Raw genomic sequence first — 15,395 nt, forward strand, 5'->3', positions numbered from 1 at the left:
TGATGTGTTTACCCTTTGTAATTTTCGGCTCTTTTTATAAAGGATTGTTCGTCTTCGATCAGTCCACAGACTCCGCATTGTACCTTGATTTCTGGTCCACGGTATGGGACATGGAAGGGGTCAAGGTTTTCTGTGTATTCTTCCATAACTTCACCACTTTGGGGATCCATTTTAACGGATTTAGGTACTTGTTCAATAATATTGAATCTTGAACGATTGGTTTTACAATTTGGACATAAATAAGGACTACTCATTCTTACACCTCCTATTTTTTACTGTTTCCAATTAAGAAAATACTATGAGCGGATTTTTTTGAACAGACGGCAGAAGTGATATAATGAAATAAAGCAAATAGAGAAAGGAAGAGGGTACATGGAAAATACACACGAAAAAGTGGAAAAAGCAACCTTCGCCGGTGGCTGCTTCTGGTGTATGGTAAAGCCGTTTGATACACAGCCAGGAATCATTGAAGTTGTCTCAGGCTATACAGGTGGTACGAAAGAAAATCCTACATATGAAGAGGTTTGTTCGGATACAACTGGACATTATGAGGCTGTTCAAATTACATTTAACCCAGACATTTTTCCTTATGAGAAAATAGTCGAGCTCTTTTGGCAGCAAATTGATCCAACAGATGCGGGTGGTCAATTTTTTGATCGGGGTGATTCCTATCGCACAGCAATTTTTTACCATACAGAGGAACAGAAAAAGATTGCCGAGGAATCAAAACAAAAACTTGCTGACAGTGGAATTTTCACAAAACCGATCGTGACACCGATTCTTCCTGCAAAGGAATTCTACAGAGCAGAAGAATATCATCAAGATTATTATAAAAAGAAGCCTGAACACTATAATCGATATCGCAAAGGTTCGGGTAGGGACAAATTTATTAGAACCCATTGGGCTGCGAAGGAATTTGATGAGGCTAAGAAAAGTCTGACAGATATGCAGTATTACGTAACACAAGAACAGGGGACAGAACCGCCGTTTCGAAATGAATTTTGGAACAACACAACAGAAGGCATTTATGTTGACATTGTGTCTGGTAAGCCATTGTTCAGTTCATTGGATCAATATGATGCAGGATGCGGCTGGCCAAGCTTTACAAAAGCGATTGATTCGAAGGAAATCGTTGAAGAGCTTGATACTTCTCATGGTATGATCCGTACTGAGGTAAGAAGCAATACAGCCGATTCCCATCTTGGCCATTTATTCTATGACGGACCAGGTCCAACTCGTATGCGTTATTGTATAAACTCCGCAGCACTTCGTTTCATTCCGAGGGAAGATCTTGAAAAAGAAGGCTATGGGGAGTACGCGAAACTCTTTAACTAAATTGGGAGAATGCATGTCTATACAGCATGTGTGAGAATATGACTATTTTCATATTTGTTGGTTGACTCTGGTAATCTGCGATGATATGATGAAATAGACCATTTTGTTGCGTTATATAAGTTTAAAGAAAAGAAAGAACGATAATTTCATTTTAGAATCAGGCTATTCTTCTGAAGTTATATGTCAATTTGTTTTAGATTTATGTAAGTGTACAATGGTTAATTTTTCAATGCACAAATGGTTTGTGTGTTCATTTTAGGAGGCATATTTCATGCAAAATGGTAAAGTAAAATGGTTTAACAGCGAAAAAGGATTCGGATTCATCGAAGTACAAGGTGGAGACGATGTTTTCGTACACTTCTCAGCAATCCAAGGCGATGGTTTCAAAACTTTAGAAGAAGGTCAAGAAGTTTCTTTCGAAATCGTTGAAGGTAACCGTGGACCTCAAGCATCTAACGTAGTTAAATTATAATCTAACCTATAAATAAGATTTCAAAAACAGTCCTACTGATGTAGGGCTGTTTTTTTTATGGTTTGATTTTGGCGGATGTGGGTCAGGGGGACAGGTCCCTTGTCCCACCTGGGTTCGTGCTTGGTTGGAGGATTTGTGGGTTTGCTGCAAACCGGGCTTAGCGGTACATGCTAGGATGTCAAAGTTATGAGCATGTACCGTGAGAGAGGATTAGGGGGTACCAGCTAGGGTGAAAACGAGTAGAGCGTGTACCGCAAGAAAGGTTTCGCGGTACATACTGGTGTAGAAAACGAGTAGAGTATGTACTGCAAGAGAGGTTTCACGGTACATACTGATGTAGAAAACGAGTAGAGCGTTTACTGCAAGAGAGGTTTCACGGTACAAGCTAGGTTGAAAACGAGTAAAGCGTGTACCGTAAGAGAGGTTTCGTGGTACAAGCTTGGTTTAAAAAGATTATAATCAGTGATACAGATATAGCGAAACATGCTAGTGTGCTAGAAAAGTATTTAGCATATATTAAAGTCTTTTACTTGGAATTAAGCTTTATCGTACCCTCACTGATTGTTATGCAAACGCCTGAGGGTACGAATAAGAGCGAATCGTACCCTCACTGGAAGTAATGCAAATGCCTGAGGGTACGAATAAGAGCTAACCGTACCCTCACTGGAAGTAATGCAAATGCCTGAGGGCACGAATAAGAGCGAATCGTACCCTCACTGGAAGTAATACAAATGCCTGAGGGTACGAATAAGAGCTAACCGTACCCTCACTGGAAGTTATGCAAATGCCTGAGGGCACGAATAAGAGCTAATCGTACCCTCACTGGAAGTAATACAAATGCCTGAGGGTACGAATAATAGTTAATCTTACGAACCTGGTGTAATAATTAGGATAATTCCTGTTTAACCAACTCGATAAAGTTTTTAGCAGGAGTCGAGACATAGTGATGCTCAAGCCAGATGACTCCTAAGGAAGAAATCAGGTTAGCATCTTTAATCGGTGCGGAGTAAAGAGTGTTGTCCCCGTACACATCAAAAACGGATTTTGGCACTATCGTTGCGCCCATTCCTCCTTTAACCATCTCCATCAATACATGCATATCTGAGCATTCCGCAATACTCATAAATTGAAGTTTTTGTTTTGAGAAGGCTTCATGAATGATATTATAACTCCCCAAACCTTCCGTACTTGGAATAATGAGTGGCAATTGTGAGATCATTTCTAGCGAAACCATATCCGTTTTCTGCTTACTCACAAAAACAAAGGGCTCACTAAGAAGGTGTTCATATATGAAACCACGATGTTCAAGCGGTAGCCGTACAAATGCCATTTCAATCGCGCGTGATTTAACCATTTCCGCTAAATAAAAAGAATCGTTTTGAACAACTTTAATCGAGACGAGTGGGTATTTTTGGTGGAAGGCGCGAAGCATCTCCGAAAACCCAGAAACAGACAACGTGTTTAATCCCACCGCTAGTACACCTCTTGTACCTTCTTCAGTTTCTTGGATTTCATTTTTAATTTCCTCAACACTGTTCACGAGATGCAATGCACGTTGATAGAGAACTTCGCCTTTATCCGTTAACGCCATACTTTTGCCATTGCGCTCAAATAATTTAACTCCAAGCTCTTCTTCCATCTGCTTTAGTAGCATGCTAAGAGGCGGTTGAGACATATGAAGCCGATTGGCAGCTGCTGTAATATTTTTTTCTTCAGCGATTGCAATAAAATAACGTAACTGCTTAATATCCATCATATTTCTCCTTCTATATAAAAAATATATAGTTTCTATACATATTATATATTTTCCGAATGGTAGAAGTCTATGTTATGATGAATATCGTTTTTAGTGGACGTTAGAAAGGTGATTAAAATGGAACGTTTTTTTAAATTACAACAACATGGTACGACAATTGGAAAGGAATTTTCGGCAGGATTCATTTCATATATAACAGTTGTCTACATTATTATTGTCAATGCAACAATCCTCGCTGTGGCGGGAATTCCGATGGAAGCGGGAATCATTGCTACCATTTTAACTAGTTTCATAGGATGTGTAGTGATTGGGTTATGGAGTAATACACCGATTCTCCTCATTCCTGGAATGGGACTTAATGCGATGTTTACCTATACCATTGTGCAATCCGGTGGATTTACATGGCAGGAAGCATTAGCAATGGTATTTGTAGCAGGCCTAATTTTCGTGGTCATTGCTTTTACACCATTAGCAAAAGTGATTACTTCCTCAATCCCGGCTTCTTTAAAAGAAGCCATTACGATTGGAATTGGAATTCTATTGATTTTAATTGGGTTTGACAATGCAGGGATAATTACGAGCTCTGAACACACTCTGCTTGCTATCGGTGATTTAAGTAGCCCAACAGTGATTATAACTTTTATTGGTTTGATCATCACGGTTTTATTATTTATTAAAAATGTACCTGGTAATTTATTATTAAGTATTTTAATTACATCGGTATTAGCAATTTTATTTGGAGGATCAAACGTAGAGGGAATTTCCTTATCTACACCAGATTTCAGTGAATACTTTGGTGTGTTTGGTCAATTATCTTGGGCACAAGCAGGGAATATCATTTTCTGGCTAACTTCAATTTCACTTGCAATGGTGCTAGTATTTGAAAATATTGGTTTAATACATGGACATACGAACATGTTAAAACGTCCTGAGAGTAGTAAAAAATCACTTCAGGCTACAGCCGTTTCTGTATTATCTTCTGGAGTTTTTGGAACGAGCCCAACGGTTGCCTCAGTAGAATCAGCTGCTGGAATTACGGCTGGTGGAAGAACAGGACTAACAAGTATTGTAACAGGGGTTATGTTTTTAGTTTCCATTTTATTTATTCCAGTGATAAAAATGGTACCAGCAAGCGCGGTTTCACCGATTCTAATTTTAATCGGGGTTTTGATGCTGCAAAATATTGTGAACATTTCTATGGATGATTTCACTGAGAGCTTTCCGGCACTTTTAATTATCGTGTTAATACCATTAACATACAGCATTGCGGACGGAATGGCGATTGGATTTATTATGTACCCAGTCATGAAGCTATTGATGGGGAAAGGAAAAGAAATCCATCCGGCGCTTTATATGATTGCGATATTATTTATTAGTAATTTTGTAATTCAATATGTGTACTAAAAAATAGCAGTCCTTTAAGGGCTGCTATTGTTGTTGTGCCATAAAAGTTGTTTAAAACATACCATTTTCATTTAGGGATTTCTCTGGTAGGGGTTGTCCGATATCCCATAATTCAACGACCTTGTCATTTTCGAAACGAAAGATATGTACAACTGCTGCACCACACTCATCAGGATTTTGCATGATATGGGAGTAGACAGAAACCTTGTCTCCTTCTTCTATGGCAAGTTTCACCTCAAAAATCTTATGAGGGTTCTGGACTGCATTTTCTTCCATAGCGAGCATGAGACTTTCTGCATCGCCACGAAAATAGGGATTGTGGTGACGGAAATTAGAGCCAATGTATTGTTCGTATGCAACTCGAACATTCCCTGATACTATTAAATCTAGAAAAGACAGTGCTTTTTCCTTCAGGGTGGAAGTTGTTGTGATTTCCTGTTCGGTACTCATGTTAATCATCCTTTTTTAAAAATTATATGTGTTGAATAAATCGGTGTCAATTATTGGAACTCAAATGAACAGGTTGTATGATATACTTTTAAAAAAGCTCGATAAGGAGAGAGAGTCGCTTGGGAATATCTTTTGAAGTAATAAGAACCATCCATGTACCTCAATCGGTTGCATACAGAGGATTACTGGACCTTGATGCCGCTCAGCACTGGATGCAAGGATTAGTGAAAATAGAGCGCTTAGATGAGGGGCAAATGCGTGAGGGAAGTCAGTGGAGGGAAACAAGAACGATGTTTGGGACAAAAGCTACTGAACATTTTGAAGTTGTTGAACTTAATGAACCAAATAAAATTGTGCTCCGCTGTGATGGTACAAAAGGAACAACTGGAAAAGGAGAATATATATTTACATACCTACTAGAGTCATCCGGAAATCAGACAGTTGTTACATTGCATGGTGAAATCAAGGGGTTGACAGGTTTTGCAAAGTTTTTTGGTAAGTTAATGGCAGGAACCTTTAAAAAAGCAAGTGCCAAAGATTTAGATGCATTGAAAAGCTATCTTGAGAGATAAGTGGAAAAGATTATTCAATATGCTGAATAACATTTTTTATTTTTTCCGATAATGGTGAAGGTGTAACAGTATCAGAGGTAGAATTACATAATGTTGGAAAAAATAATGAAAATGTAGGTGGATAACATGGGAAGAATCGTTCATTTTGAAGTACATGTCGATGACATGGAGCGTGCAAAAAAGTTTTATGGTGAAGTTTTTGGCTGGAAATTTGAAGATTGGACGGACTATGCGGGGATGCCTTATTTCGGGGCTGTAACAGGGGATGCAAATGAACTTGGTATTAATGGTGCTCTGATGCAAAGACAAGGTCCTCCTCCTGGAGCAAACCAGCCTTTGAATGGCTATGCCTGTACAATGGGTGTGGCTGATTATGATTCTACTGAACAGAAAATTATAGCTAGTGGTGGGAAGGTTGCATTGCCTAAATATGCACTTCCAGGTATGGCTTGGCAGGGATACTATATTGACACAGAAGGAAATTTATTTGGGATTCATCAACCTGATGAAAATGCAAAGTAGATTTTAACAAGTCCCTCAATTAATAAAGCCTTTTGCCCAGTAATAGTAATGGGTGAAAGGCTTATTAGTGTAATATGTATGTGTTTAGCGATGCTGATCGAATAGAATTTGATTGCCGTCCGGATCTTCTATGACAAAATGAGCTGGTCCTTCACTTGATTCATCTGCTTCAGTCAGCATTGTCATTCCTTTTTCTTTTAGCTGCTTTTGGATATCACGAACGTCTGTAAACGAATCGAGATTTTGTGCGTTTTGATCCCATCCAGGGTTAAAAGTGAGAATGTTCTTATCAAACATCCCTTGGAATAAACCAATTACAGTATCTCCATTTTTCAAGATAAGCCAATTTTGATTAATGTCCCCACCTAATGTCTGAAAACCTAGATTTTCGTAAAATACCTTTGATTTGTGGATGTCTTTTACATTTAAACTGACAGAAAATGCACCAAGTTTCATTTTTCCCCTCCTAATTATGGTTTAATTTAACTATAACGGAGTAAATTTAAATTCACAAGATTCACAATGGGTAACTAACTAAAATTATTAATAAAAAAGGGGATCTATTTGTCAATACTTGAAGGTAGTTCTAGAACATAATGAGAGGATGAACAAAGTGACGTATGAAGAAATTATGGTAAAACTTGAGGAATTAGGTTCCGAGCAAATAAAGCAAATTTACAAGAATCATGGTGTAAGAGAGCCGCATTTTGGAGTTAAAATAGGGGATTTGAAGAAGCTTGTCAAGTTTGTTAAGAAGGACCATGACTTGGCGTTAAAATTATATGATTCTGTTAATCATGATGCCATGTATTTAGCGGGCCTCTCAGTTAATCCAAAGATAATTTCGAAGGAGACGTTGCAAGATTGGGCGACTAAAGCATATTGGTATATGGCTGCAGAATATACTGTTGCACAAGTAGCGGCTGAGAGTGAGTTTGCACTCGAATTGGCAAGGGAATGGATGAACTCTGAGGAAGAAATGATTGCGGTTTGTGGATGGAGTACATACTCAAACTATTTATCAATCACACCAGATCAAAAACTAGATATCGCAGAAATAAGAAAGCTGTTGAATCAAGTGAAGAGCACGATCCATGAAGAGAAAAATCGGGTTCGCTATGTGATGAATAGCTTTGTTTTGTCTGTGGGTACCTATGTAGCGGAACTAAATAATGAAGCGAAGCAAGTCGCAGCACATATTGGCAAGGTGCATGTAGATGTGGGGAATACAGCATGTAAAGTTCCTCTTGCGTCTGATTACATAAAGAAAGTAGAACAGAAAAATCGAGTCGGTCTGAAGCGGAAGACTTGTATTTGTTAATTTCAAAACATTGTTCATAAACATGATTGAAGGTGAAAAGTGTGGGACAGGTAAGAACAATTAAAGAGGTAGACCAATATATTTCGGAATTACCAGAGGATATGCAGAACATCACAACTGCTTTAAGAAAAATCATACTAGATGCATCTCAAAACTTAGTCGAGGAATATAAATGGTCAATGCCGAATTACACCTACAATGGATTGGTGTGCTATCTTCAGGCCTCTAAAAAACATGTGAATTTCGGTTTTCACAGAGGTGTTGAACTTCAAGAAAAGGATACAAATCAATTATTACAAGGGTCAGGCAAAGGGATGAGGCATATTAGGATTAAAAAACTAGAAGAGATCCAACCTGATGTTTTTAATGAATTCATTAAGGTTGCGATGGATTTGAATGAGAAATAAAGCGTAAGGGAGAGGGCTAAGGCTCTGTCCCTTTAATTTTTGGTCAAGGGACTTGTCCCTGTGTCCCGATATCTAAATTTTTGATAAATTCAAGCAATAGGATTGACAGTTCCGCACTACTCTTATTAATATTATGTTATATAGACGAAGGTATACAAAACGTAATGCGACTGATTTTGTATAGAGGAGTGGGGAGTTTGAAGCTAAGAGCAAAGAGAAGTGAGCTAGTGGAAGTAGCAAAGGGGAATATACCTGCTGATTTGTATATTAAAGGCGGGACAGTCATTAATGTGTATTCTGGTGAGTTTTTAAAGCTAAATGTGGCTGTATATATGGATAGTATCGCGTATGTTGGAGAAAGTGAAGCGATGGTTGGAGAACATACGAAGGTCATTGATGCTAACGGAAAGTATGTGGCTCCCGGGTTCATTGAAGCACATTCTCATCCTTGGGTTGTCTATAATCCTATTAGCATAACAAGTAAGGTGTTGCCACTTGGTACAACCACATCGGTCAATGATAATCTATTTTTCTATTTACATATGGGAGCGAAAGGCTTCAAGGACATGGTTTATGACTTAAAATCCTTGCCCGGAAATTTCCTTTGGCTTGTAAGACTTGTTTCACAGGCGGACTATCCGGGTGAACGTGAGTGGTATAATCACCAAGATATTCAAGAACTACTTGCATTGGAAGAAGTGGTTGGTTCAGCGGAAGTAACACGCTGGCCGCTCCTTTATAATGGAGATCCGTTTTTACTAGAAACAATGGATTATGTAAAAGAAATCGGAAAGGTTTCCGACGGCCATACTTCAGGCTGTTCGTATGAAAAATTAAATGCGATTGTCGCTTCAGGAGTGACAGCTTGCCATGAAGCAATTACGGCGAAAGAGGCATTAGACCGTCTTCGATTAGGAATGTGGACGACATTACGAAACAGTTCGCTTCGACCAGATTTAGAAGAAGTGATTAAAATGATTACAGAAGGTAACGTCAACACAAGTAGAATTGTAATGACAACTGATGGTCCACATCCTGGCTTTATTGAAAGAGAAGGATTTGTTGATGGACTTGTTCGTCAAGCAGTTGAACTTGGTGTTCCAGTGATGGATGCGATTCAAATGGTGACAATCAATGCAGCGACGTACCTTCGCCTTGAAGATTACATTGGGGGCATTGCTCCGGGAAGAAAGGCAGACATTCTCCTACTTCCTGACCTAGTTGACTTCCGCCCTGACTTAGTCGTTGCGAGCGGTGAGGTTGTTGCAGAAAATGGACAATTATTGGCATCGATGCCAGAAGTAGACTGGACAAAATACGTGGTAAGAGAAGCATTTGAATTCCCGAAATCTGTTCTTGAAAATCCAGAACTCTATCAATATCCACATCCGGATGAAAATGAACCACTACCAGTTTCTTATTTTAAGAGTAATGTCATTACCGCTAGGAAAGATACCATCATTCCATCTGTGAATGGTTTTGCGGACCTTTCAGGTCATGAAGGTCTAATGTATTCAGCATTGATTGATCGTAGAGGAAATTGGGTCAGTAGAGCAGTCCTGGAAAGATTTGCAGTTACCCTTGATGGGATGGCTTCAACGTACAATACGACGACGGAACTACTTGTTGTTGGAAGAAACCCTCAAGCGATGGCAAAAGCAGCATCACGATCCCAAGAAATTGGTGGGGGTATTGTCATTGTGGATGGTGATGAGATCATCCTTGAAATTCCTTTACCACTTACAGGTATGATGACTACGAGCCCATCATTCGATCAAGCAGTCCAATATCATGATGAATTGCTTCAAACTTTGCAGGAACGAGGATTCCCATTCCATGATATACTTTATACCTTATTGTTCTTAACCTGCGACTTCCTTCCAGGATTACGCTTGGTACCATATGGGCTTTATGAAGTGAAGAAGGACGCTATTTTGTTAAAGGCTGAAACGTTCGGGACACAGGTAACGAAGTAGTGAAAATAAGCAACCTACAAACAATGAAATATGAATGTTTGTAGGTTGCTTTGTGTTTGGGCTAATGATTCTGAAACTCATCAACAAGAAACTTTAGCAGAGCTCTTACCGCGAAAGACTGGTATCTATCTTTTTTGGTAATAACAACAAGTTCCCACATGGGTGGTGATTCGAGTGGAATCCTGTTTATTTGAGTTTCATCCATTTTTGAATATATGGATTTTGGTAAAAGAGTAACCCCCAGTTGTGCAATCACAAGTTCCGTTATCAAGTCCCATTGTGAACTCACATAAGCAATTTTAGGAGTGAATCCAGCATTTTGACATTGTTGAATAATCAAATTATGTAAAGCAAATTCTTGATTAAAGAGAATAAAAGATTCATTTTCTAGTTGTTCAAGTTTTACAGAATTCTCATTCGATAATGGGTGTGTGGGATGAGTGAAAAGCATAAATTCTTCTTTGATAAAGGGGGCGACCAAAAATTTATTGTGATCGGTTGGATTTACTACAATACCCACGTTTACTTGCCCATCATCTACCAAATGTTCTATACGCTTGGCACCAAGTTCGATTAATTCTAACGACACTTGCGAATGTTGATTTCCAAATTTCTGCGCAATGGTTGGAAAGAAGAGTGTTCCAATTAAGGGGGGGATCCCAATTTTTATATTTCCGGTAGGTAGATTTATAAGATCGTCTAATAAGGTATGAAGTTCATTTGTGGCACCTAAAATTTTAGTTGCTTGCTTATAGACAAGTTTACCAGCATCAGTCAATACTAATTTTCGAGTTGAGCGTTCGAATAGTTCAACGTTAAGATCAGTTTCTAATTTTTTAATGGATTTACTTAGGGTTGGTTGAGAGATGTAGGTGTTAACTGCTGCTTTTGTAAAACTACCGTAATCAACAACTTCCATAAAATAGCGTAAATCTTTTAGCTCCATAGTAGCCTCCTTTTATTCCGTTTTGTAATAAAGATTATTCTTATTATTCATTTTACGGATAAATGGGATTGTTGTAAAATTTTATTAAGAAGATATTGAAAATTATGAAATAAAATACAGAGATTCAAATATCGTATTTCAGGAGGGGAAATAAATGAAAACTATATTTACAAGCTTTGAAGGAGCTGTAAGCGCTATCAAAGACGGGATGACCTTAATGGTAGGTGGCTTTGGCCTTGTTGGAATTCCTGAAAATCTAATCATTGGCCTACGGCAGGCGAATATAAAGGATTTAACAGTGATTTCGAATAACTGTGGAGTAGATGATTGGGGACTTGGAATCCTTTTGCAAAATAAACAAATTAAAAAGATGATTTCCTCTTATGTGGGGGAAAACAAGGAGTTTGAAAGACAGGTGTTAAGTGGCGAATTGGAGGTTCAGCTAGTTCCACAAGGATCATTAGCGGAGAAAATTCGGGCTGGTGGAGCGGGCATTCCAGCATTTTATACCCCAGCAGGAGTTGGAACGCCAATTGCTGAGGGACGTGAAACAAGAGAGTTTAATGGAAAAGAATACCTATTAGAAGAAGGATTAACCGCTGATTTTAGTTTAGTTAGAGCATGGAAAGCAGATAAATTAGGAAATTTAGTCTATCGACAAACAGCACAGAACTTTAATCCAATCATGGCTGCAGCCGGGAAATATACGATTGCAGAGGTAGAGGAGATTGTAGAGGTTGGCGAACTCGATCCTAACGAAATTCACACACCGAGTATTTATGTTCAAGGACTTATTGTAGGTAAGCATGAAAAACGAATTGAACGTTTAACAGTAAGAGATTAGGGGAGGTAGAACGATGTCGAATTACGTGAGAGTGAAGATTGCACAAAGGGCAGAACAGGAAATTCAGGACGGAAACTATGTGAATCTGGGAATAGGGATGCCAACAATGGTGGCAAATTATATTGCAGGGAATAAACATGTGGTTTTACAATCGGAAAACGGATTATTAGGAATTGGACCATATCCTTCAAAGGAAGAGGTTGATCCTGACCTTATCAACGCAGGAAAAGAAACTGTCACGGCAATGAAGGGTGCTAGCTTTTTTGGCAGTGACGAGTCTTTTGCGATGATTCGCGGTGGACATATTGATATCGCAATCTTGGGCGGGATGGAAGTGGCAGAGAATGGCGATTTAGCCAACTGGATGATTCCCGGAAAGATGATTAAAGGGATGGGTGGCGCCATGGACTTAGTTCACGGTGCCAAAAAGACGATTGTCATTATGGAACATGTGAATAAACATGGTCAGCCTAAAATATTAAAGAAATGTAGTCTACCACTTACAGGTCAAAAAGTAGTAGATCGCATTATCACAGATCAAGCGGTTATTGATGTCACAGAGAATGGCTTAAAATTGGTTGAGGTGGCAAAGGGGTATAGCGTTCAAGATATAGTTGAAACTACTGAAGCTGAATTGATCATAGCAGATGAAGTAAAACTTGATGCATTTTAGACATATGATTAACGCAAAAAGGATAAGGCAACCCCTTATCCTTTTTCTGATATTTTATATAAACATTCCGGCAATCGCAGCACTTAGTAAGGAAGCAAGCATTCCAGCAGCAACTGCTCGTAATCCCAATTTTGCAATATCTGAGCGTCGGGAGGGTGCTAGTCCACCTAATCCACCAAGCAGAATGGCCATTGAACTTAAATTTGCAAAACCGCATAATGCAAAACTGACAACGATGACCGTTTTTTCAGTTAGCTCGGGAATTTGAGGGGCAAAATAAGAATAAGCCACAAATTCATTTAGTACAAGCTTCTGACCTATAAAGCTACCGGCCGTAATTGCTTCTGACCATGGTACACCCACGGCAAATGCAATCGGTGAAAAAATGATTCCTAAGATGCTTTCAAGACTTAAAGCGTTATAACCAAATAGACCCCCAAGTCCACTTAATATCCCGTTTATTAACGCAATGAGTGCAATAAAGGCGAGTAACATGGCCCCAACATTTAAAGCAAGTTGTAAACCATCACTTGCACCTCGAGCTGCAGCATCGATTACGTTAGTAGAATCAGAATCTTTTTGCATTTCATAATCCTTTATGTTGGAATGCTCGGTCTCAGGCATAATAATCTTTGCTAATATAAGTCCAGCAGGTGCAGCCATGAAACTTGCAGCTAAAAGGTATTCTAAGGGGACACCTAAGAGGGCATACCCTACAAGGACAGAACCTGCAACCGAAGCAAGTCCACCTGTCATTACAGCAAATAGTTCCGAGTTGGTCATATTAGCTAAGTAAGGACGAATGACCAAAGGTGCTTCTGTCTGGCCAACAAAGATATTTGCAGCCGCCGACATAGATTCAGTCATCGAGGTTCCTAATAACTTAGATAATGCTCCTCCGATGATCTTGATGAACCATTGCATAATCCCAAGATAATAAAGGATTGAGATTAAAGAAGAAAAGAAGATAATAATCGTTAACACGTGAATGGCAAAAATTACTCCAAATTCATCCGTATTTGAAAGCGATCCAAATAGAAAAGAAATTCCTTCATTAGCGTAGTTAACAATATCCTGAACTCTCATTGAAACCCATTTAAGTGCCGCTCTTCCTGTCTCCCATTTTAAAACAATAAAAGCAAAACTCAATTGGATTAGTAATCCAATCAGGATTGTTCGAGGATTAATACTACTCCTGTTGCGTGATAATAATAAGCCTATCCCAAGTACTACCAAGATTCCGAATATCCCCCAAAGTATGTTCATTAAATCACCTCTAATGGTAGATTTATCATCTTTGGTAAAGAATATACGAATTAATGCTTGTCTTTAGATAGGCTTTTTGCATTATTTTCTTTAGTGAGTGACAGCGTCTAAATTGTACGGCTGATCATACCCTGCATATCCTGGAATGGACCATACGCCGATTTTTGCATTTTTCGCTTGCTCCATCGCGGCAATATAATCGTCGAGATACTTTTTGTCTTCATAAATATATCTTACTGTTAGAAGACCTTCTTTTAACATTGTTTCTTGAATGTTTTCACCTGTTGGCAAGAACCCATAGACAAGTAATCGGTCGTATTTATCGCGACTATCTCCTTTACCTAACTCAAGAACAATTTCTTTTCCTTCCACTAAATCATTTAAATAGTCACGCGCTTCTTCTGCATATGGCATTGGTCCGCCTTTAATTTCACTAGAATCTACAAGTAAAAATCTGAGGGACTCTTTTTTTCCATTTACAATCGCCTTACAAGTGTCTCCGTCATAACAAGATTCTACTTGAGCTGTTACAACTTTGTCTTCATTAACTTCATCGGGGAGCTTTGTAAGGACTTCAGTTAGATTTTCAATTTCTCCAGCGAACTCAGACGCATTACCAACTGCATCCCTGATTTCCTCCAATTCCTTTGAACCCAAGATTTCACTAGCTTGCTCAACCTTGTCGGCTAGTTCCTGGATTCCTTTTACATCAATGGTATCTGAACAAGCGGATAGGAACTGTATACTTATTAATACTAATAATGTTTTTACTATACTCTTCATTGTTTCTCCCTTTGCTATCTTATCTATGTTACTAAATTAATCATATGTAAGATCACGAAAATTTCAAGGGTTGAATTTACCGAACAATATAGAAATGGTCTTTTTTTAAAAGTCACAAAATATACATTTGCATACAATAGGGGGGTATCGTACACTCTAGTTATAAAGAAAAACGAAATGAATAAATTCACGATACATTCTTAATGGGCTTACATATCCTGCTTTTTTCAAAAATTAAAACCTACTATGCCTATTCACGTAAATAAAAAAGTTTATTTGCTAATTTTTATCAATCTTTTTAATTGACTTTAATACTATAGGGGGGTATAGTAATAGTATAAAGAAAAGGAAGTGATTGATTTGGATAAATTTTTACATGAGCACCCGAGTCAACCAAGAACAAAAGATGAAAAACAAGCTATAGTTAACCGCTTAAAACGAATCGAAGGTCAGGTTCGTGGCATTCAGAAAATGGTTGAAGAAGATCGTTATTGTGTAGATATTTTAGTACAAATAAGTGCCATCCAATCTGCATTAAAACAAACCGGGTTTACAATTACGGAACGCCATATGAAACATTGTGTCAGTGATTCAATTAAGAATGGGGAAGGTCAAGAAGCGATTGATGAGTTAATGACTGTTTTAAAGCAGTTTTCGAAATAAGGGGG

18 protein-coding genes are annotated in these 15,395 nt (G+C 38.5%); 11 read left to right on the top strand and 7 right to left on the bottom strand.

From position 1 onward, the window contains the following. Positions 1-8 precede the first annotated feature (8 nt). Positions 9-254, bottom strand: a complete 246-nt coding sequence (locus CKK03_RS12200) for a DNA alkylation repair protein (RefSeq protein WP_099362856.1) — start codon at positions 252-254, stop codon at positions 9-11. A gap of 118 nt (positions 255-372) precedes the next feature. Here CKK03_RS12200 and msrA point away from each other — a divergent pair, with 118 nt between their 5' ends. Next, a complete protein-coding gene (msrA, locus tag CKK03_RS12205; RefSeq protein ID WP_099362857.1) occupies positions 373-1,335 on the top strand; it encodes a peptide-methionine (S)-S-oxide reductase MsrA in 963 nt (320 codons plus the stop codon). A gap of 271 nt (positions 1,336-1,606) precedes the next feature. Next, entirely contained in the window at positions 1,607-1,807 is a 201-nt protein-coding gene (cspD, locus tag CKK03_RS12210; RefSeq protein ID WP_077618477.1) for a cold-shock protein CspD, read from the top strand. Between the two features lie 886 nt (positions 1,808-2,693). On the opposite strand, the gene CKK03_RS12220 is transcribed toward cspD, so the two are convergent. Next, positions 2,694-3,560 (bottom strand): LysR family transcriptional regulator, encoded by an 867-nt coding sequence (locus CKK03_RS12220; protein ID WP_099362859.1) that lies wholly within the window; start codon positions 3,558-3,560, stop codon positions 2,694-2,696. 120 nt (positions 3,561-3,680) lie between these two features. Here CKK03_RS12220 and CKK03_RS12225 point away from each other — a divergent pair, with 120 nt between their 5' ends. Beyond that, entirely contained in the window at positions 3,681-4,967 is a 1,287-nt protein-coding gene (locus CKK03_RS12225) for an NCS2 family permease (protein ID WP_099362860.1), read from the top strand. A 51-nt stretch (positions 4,968-5,018) separates the two neighbouring features. Here the strand turns inward: CKK03_RS12225 and CKK03_RS12230 are convergent, their stop codons facing one another. Then, a complete protein-coding gene (locus CKK03_RS12230; RefSeq protein WP_099362861.1) occupies positions 5,019-5,417 on the bottom strand; it encodes a nuclear transport factor 2 family protein in 399 nt (132 codons plus the stop codon). Positions 5,418-5,536: 119 nt separating this feature from the next. Here CKK03_RS12230 and CKK03_RS12235 point away from each other — a divergent pair, with 119 nt between their 5' ends. Together CKK03_RS12235 and CKK03_RS12240 are read left to right on the top strand one after the other, a co-directional pair. Then, positions 5,537-5,989: an SRPBCC family protein gene (locus CKK03_RS12235; protein ID WP_099362862.1), complete on the top strand. Its 453-nt coding sequence runs from the start codon at positions 5,537-5,539 to the stop codon at positions 5,987-5,989. A 126-nt stretch (positions 5,990-6,115) separates the two neighbouring features. Beyond that, a complete protein-coding gene (locus CKK03_RS12240; protein ID WP_099362863.1) occupies positions 6,116-6,511 on the top strand; it encodes a VOC family protein in 396 nt (131 codons plus the stop codon). Between the two features lie 84 nt (positions 6,512-6,595). Here the strand turns inward: CKK03_RS12240 and CKK03_RS12245 are convergent, their stop codons facing one another. Further along, positions 6,596-6,967, bottom strand: coding sequence for a VOC family protein (locus CKK03_RS12245; RefSeq protein ID WP_099362864.1), 372 nt, complete (start codon positions 6,965-6,967; stop codon positions 6,596-6,598). A 157-nt stretch (positions 6,968-7,124) separates the two neighbouring features. Here CKK03_RS12245 and CKK03_RS12250 point away from each other — a divergent pair, with 157 nt between their 5' ends. From CKK03_RS12250 to CKK03_RS12260, 3 genes are all read left to right on the top strand, one after another. Continuing rightward, the gene (locus tag CKK03_RS12250) at positions 7,125-7,832 is read left to right on the top strand and encodes a DNA alkylation repair protein (protein ID WP_099362890.1); all 708 of its coding nucleotides are present in this window, start codon (positions 7,125-7,127) and stop codon (positions 7,830-7,832) included. 41 nt (positions 7,833-7,873) lie between these two features. After that, positions 7,874-8,239: a DUF1801 domain-containing protein gene (locus tag CKK03_RS12255; protein WP_099362865.1), complete on the top strand. Its 366-nt coding sequence runs from the start codon at positions 7,874-7,876 to the stop codon at positions 8,237-8,239. A gap of 164 nt (positions 8,240-8,403) precedes the next feature. Continuing rightward, positions 8,404-10,215: an adenine deaminase C-terminal domain-containing protein gene (locus CKK03_RS12260; RefSeq protein WP_425432862.1), complete on the top strand. Its 1,812-nt coding sequence runs from the start codon at positions 8,404-8,406 to the stop codon at positions 10,213-10,215. A gap of 61 nt (positions 10,216-10,276) precedes the next feature. Here the strand turns inward: CKK03_RS12260 and CKK03_RS12265 are convergent, their stop codons facing one another. Next, positions 10,277-11,161 carry a LysR family transcriptional regulator gene (locus CKK03_RS12265; RefSeq protein ID WP_099362867.1) on the bottom strand — a complete coding sequence of 295 codons (885 nt, stop codon included), beginning with the start codon at positions 11,159-11,161 and terminating at the stop codon, positions 10,277-10,279. Between the two features lie 154 nt (positions 11,162-11,315). Between CKK03_RS12265 and CKK03_RS12270 the strand changes: the two genes are divergently transcribed. Both CKK03_RS12270 and CKK03_RS12275 read left to right on the top strand, forming a co-directional pair. Then, positions 11,316-12,005 carry a CoA transferase subunit A gene (locus tag CKK03_RS12270; RefSeq protein ID WP_099362868.1) on the top strand — a complete coding sequence of 230 codons (690 nt, stop codon included), beginning with the start codon at positions 11,316-11,318 and terminating at the stop codon, positions 12,003-12,005. A gap of 13 nt (positions 12,006-12,018) precedes the next feature. Then, entirely contained in the window at positions 12,019-12,678 is a 660-nt protein-coding gene (locus CKK03_RS12275) for a 3-oxoacid CoA-transferase subunit B (protein ID WP_099362869.1), read from the top strand. A 54-nt stretch (positions 12,679-12,732) separates the two neighbouring features. Here CKK03_RS12275 and CKK03_RS12280 read toward each other — a convergent pair whose 3' ends face one another. Together CKK03_RS12280 and CKK03_RS12285 are read right to left on the bottom strand one after the other, a co-directional pair. Beyond that, positions 12,733-13,944: a NupC/NupG family nucleoside CNT transporter gene (locus tag CKK03_RS12280; RefSeq protein WP_099362870.1), complete on the bottom strand. Its 1,212-nt coding sequence runs from the start codon at positions 13,942-13,944 to the stop codon at positions 12,733-12,735. A 90-nt stretch (positions 13,945-14,034) separates the two neighbouring features. Continuing rightward, on the bottom strand, positions 14,035-14,727 hold the full coding sequence (locus CKK03_RS12285; RefSeq protein WP_099362871.1) for a thermonuclease family protein: 693 nt from the start codon (positions 14,725-14,727) through the stop codon (positions 14,035-14,037). Between the two features lie 360 nt (positions 14,728-15,087). Between CKK03_RS12285 and CKK03_RS12290 the strand changes: the two genes are divergently transcribed. Beyond that, positions 15,088-15,390: a metal-sensing transcriptional repressor gene (locus CKK03_RS12290; RefSeq protein WP_099351538.1), complete on the top strand. Its 303-nt coding sequence runs from the start codon at positions 15,088-15,090 to the stop codon at positions 15,388-15,390. Positions 15,391-15,395 lie beyond the last annotated feature (5 nt).

Origin of the sequence: Fredinandcohnia onubensis, from assembly GCF_002734215.1 — a bacterium.
Lineage (GTDB): Bacteria > Bacillota > Bacilli > Bacillales > Bacillaceae_L > Ferdinandcohnia > Ferdinandcohnia onubensis.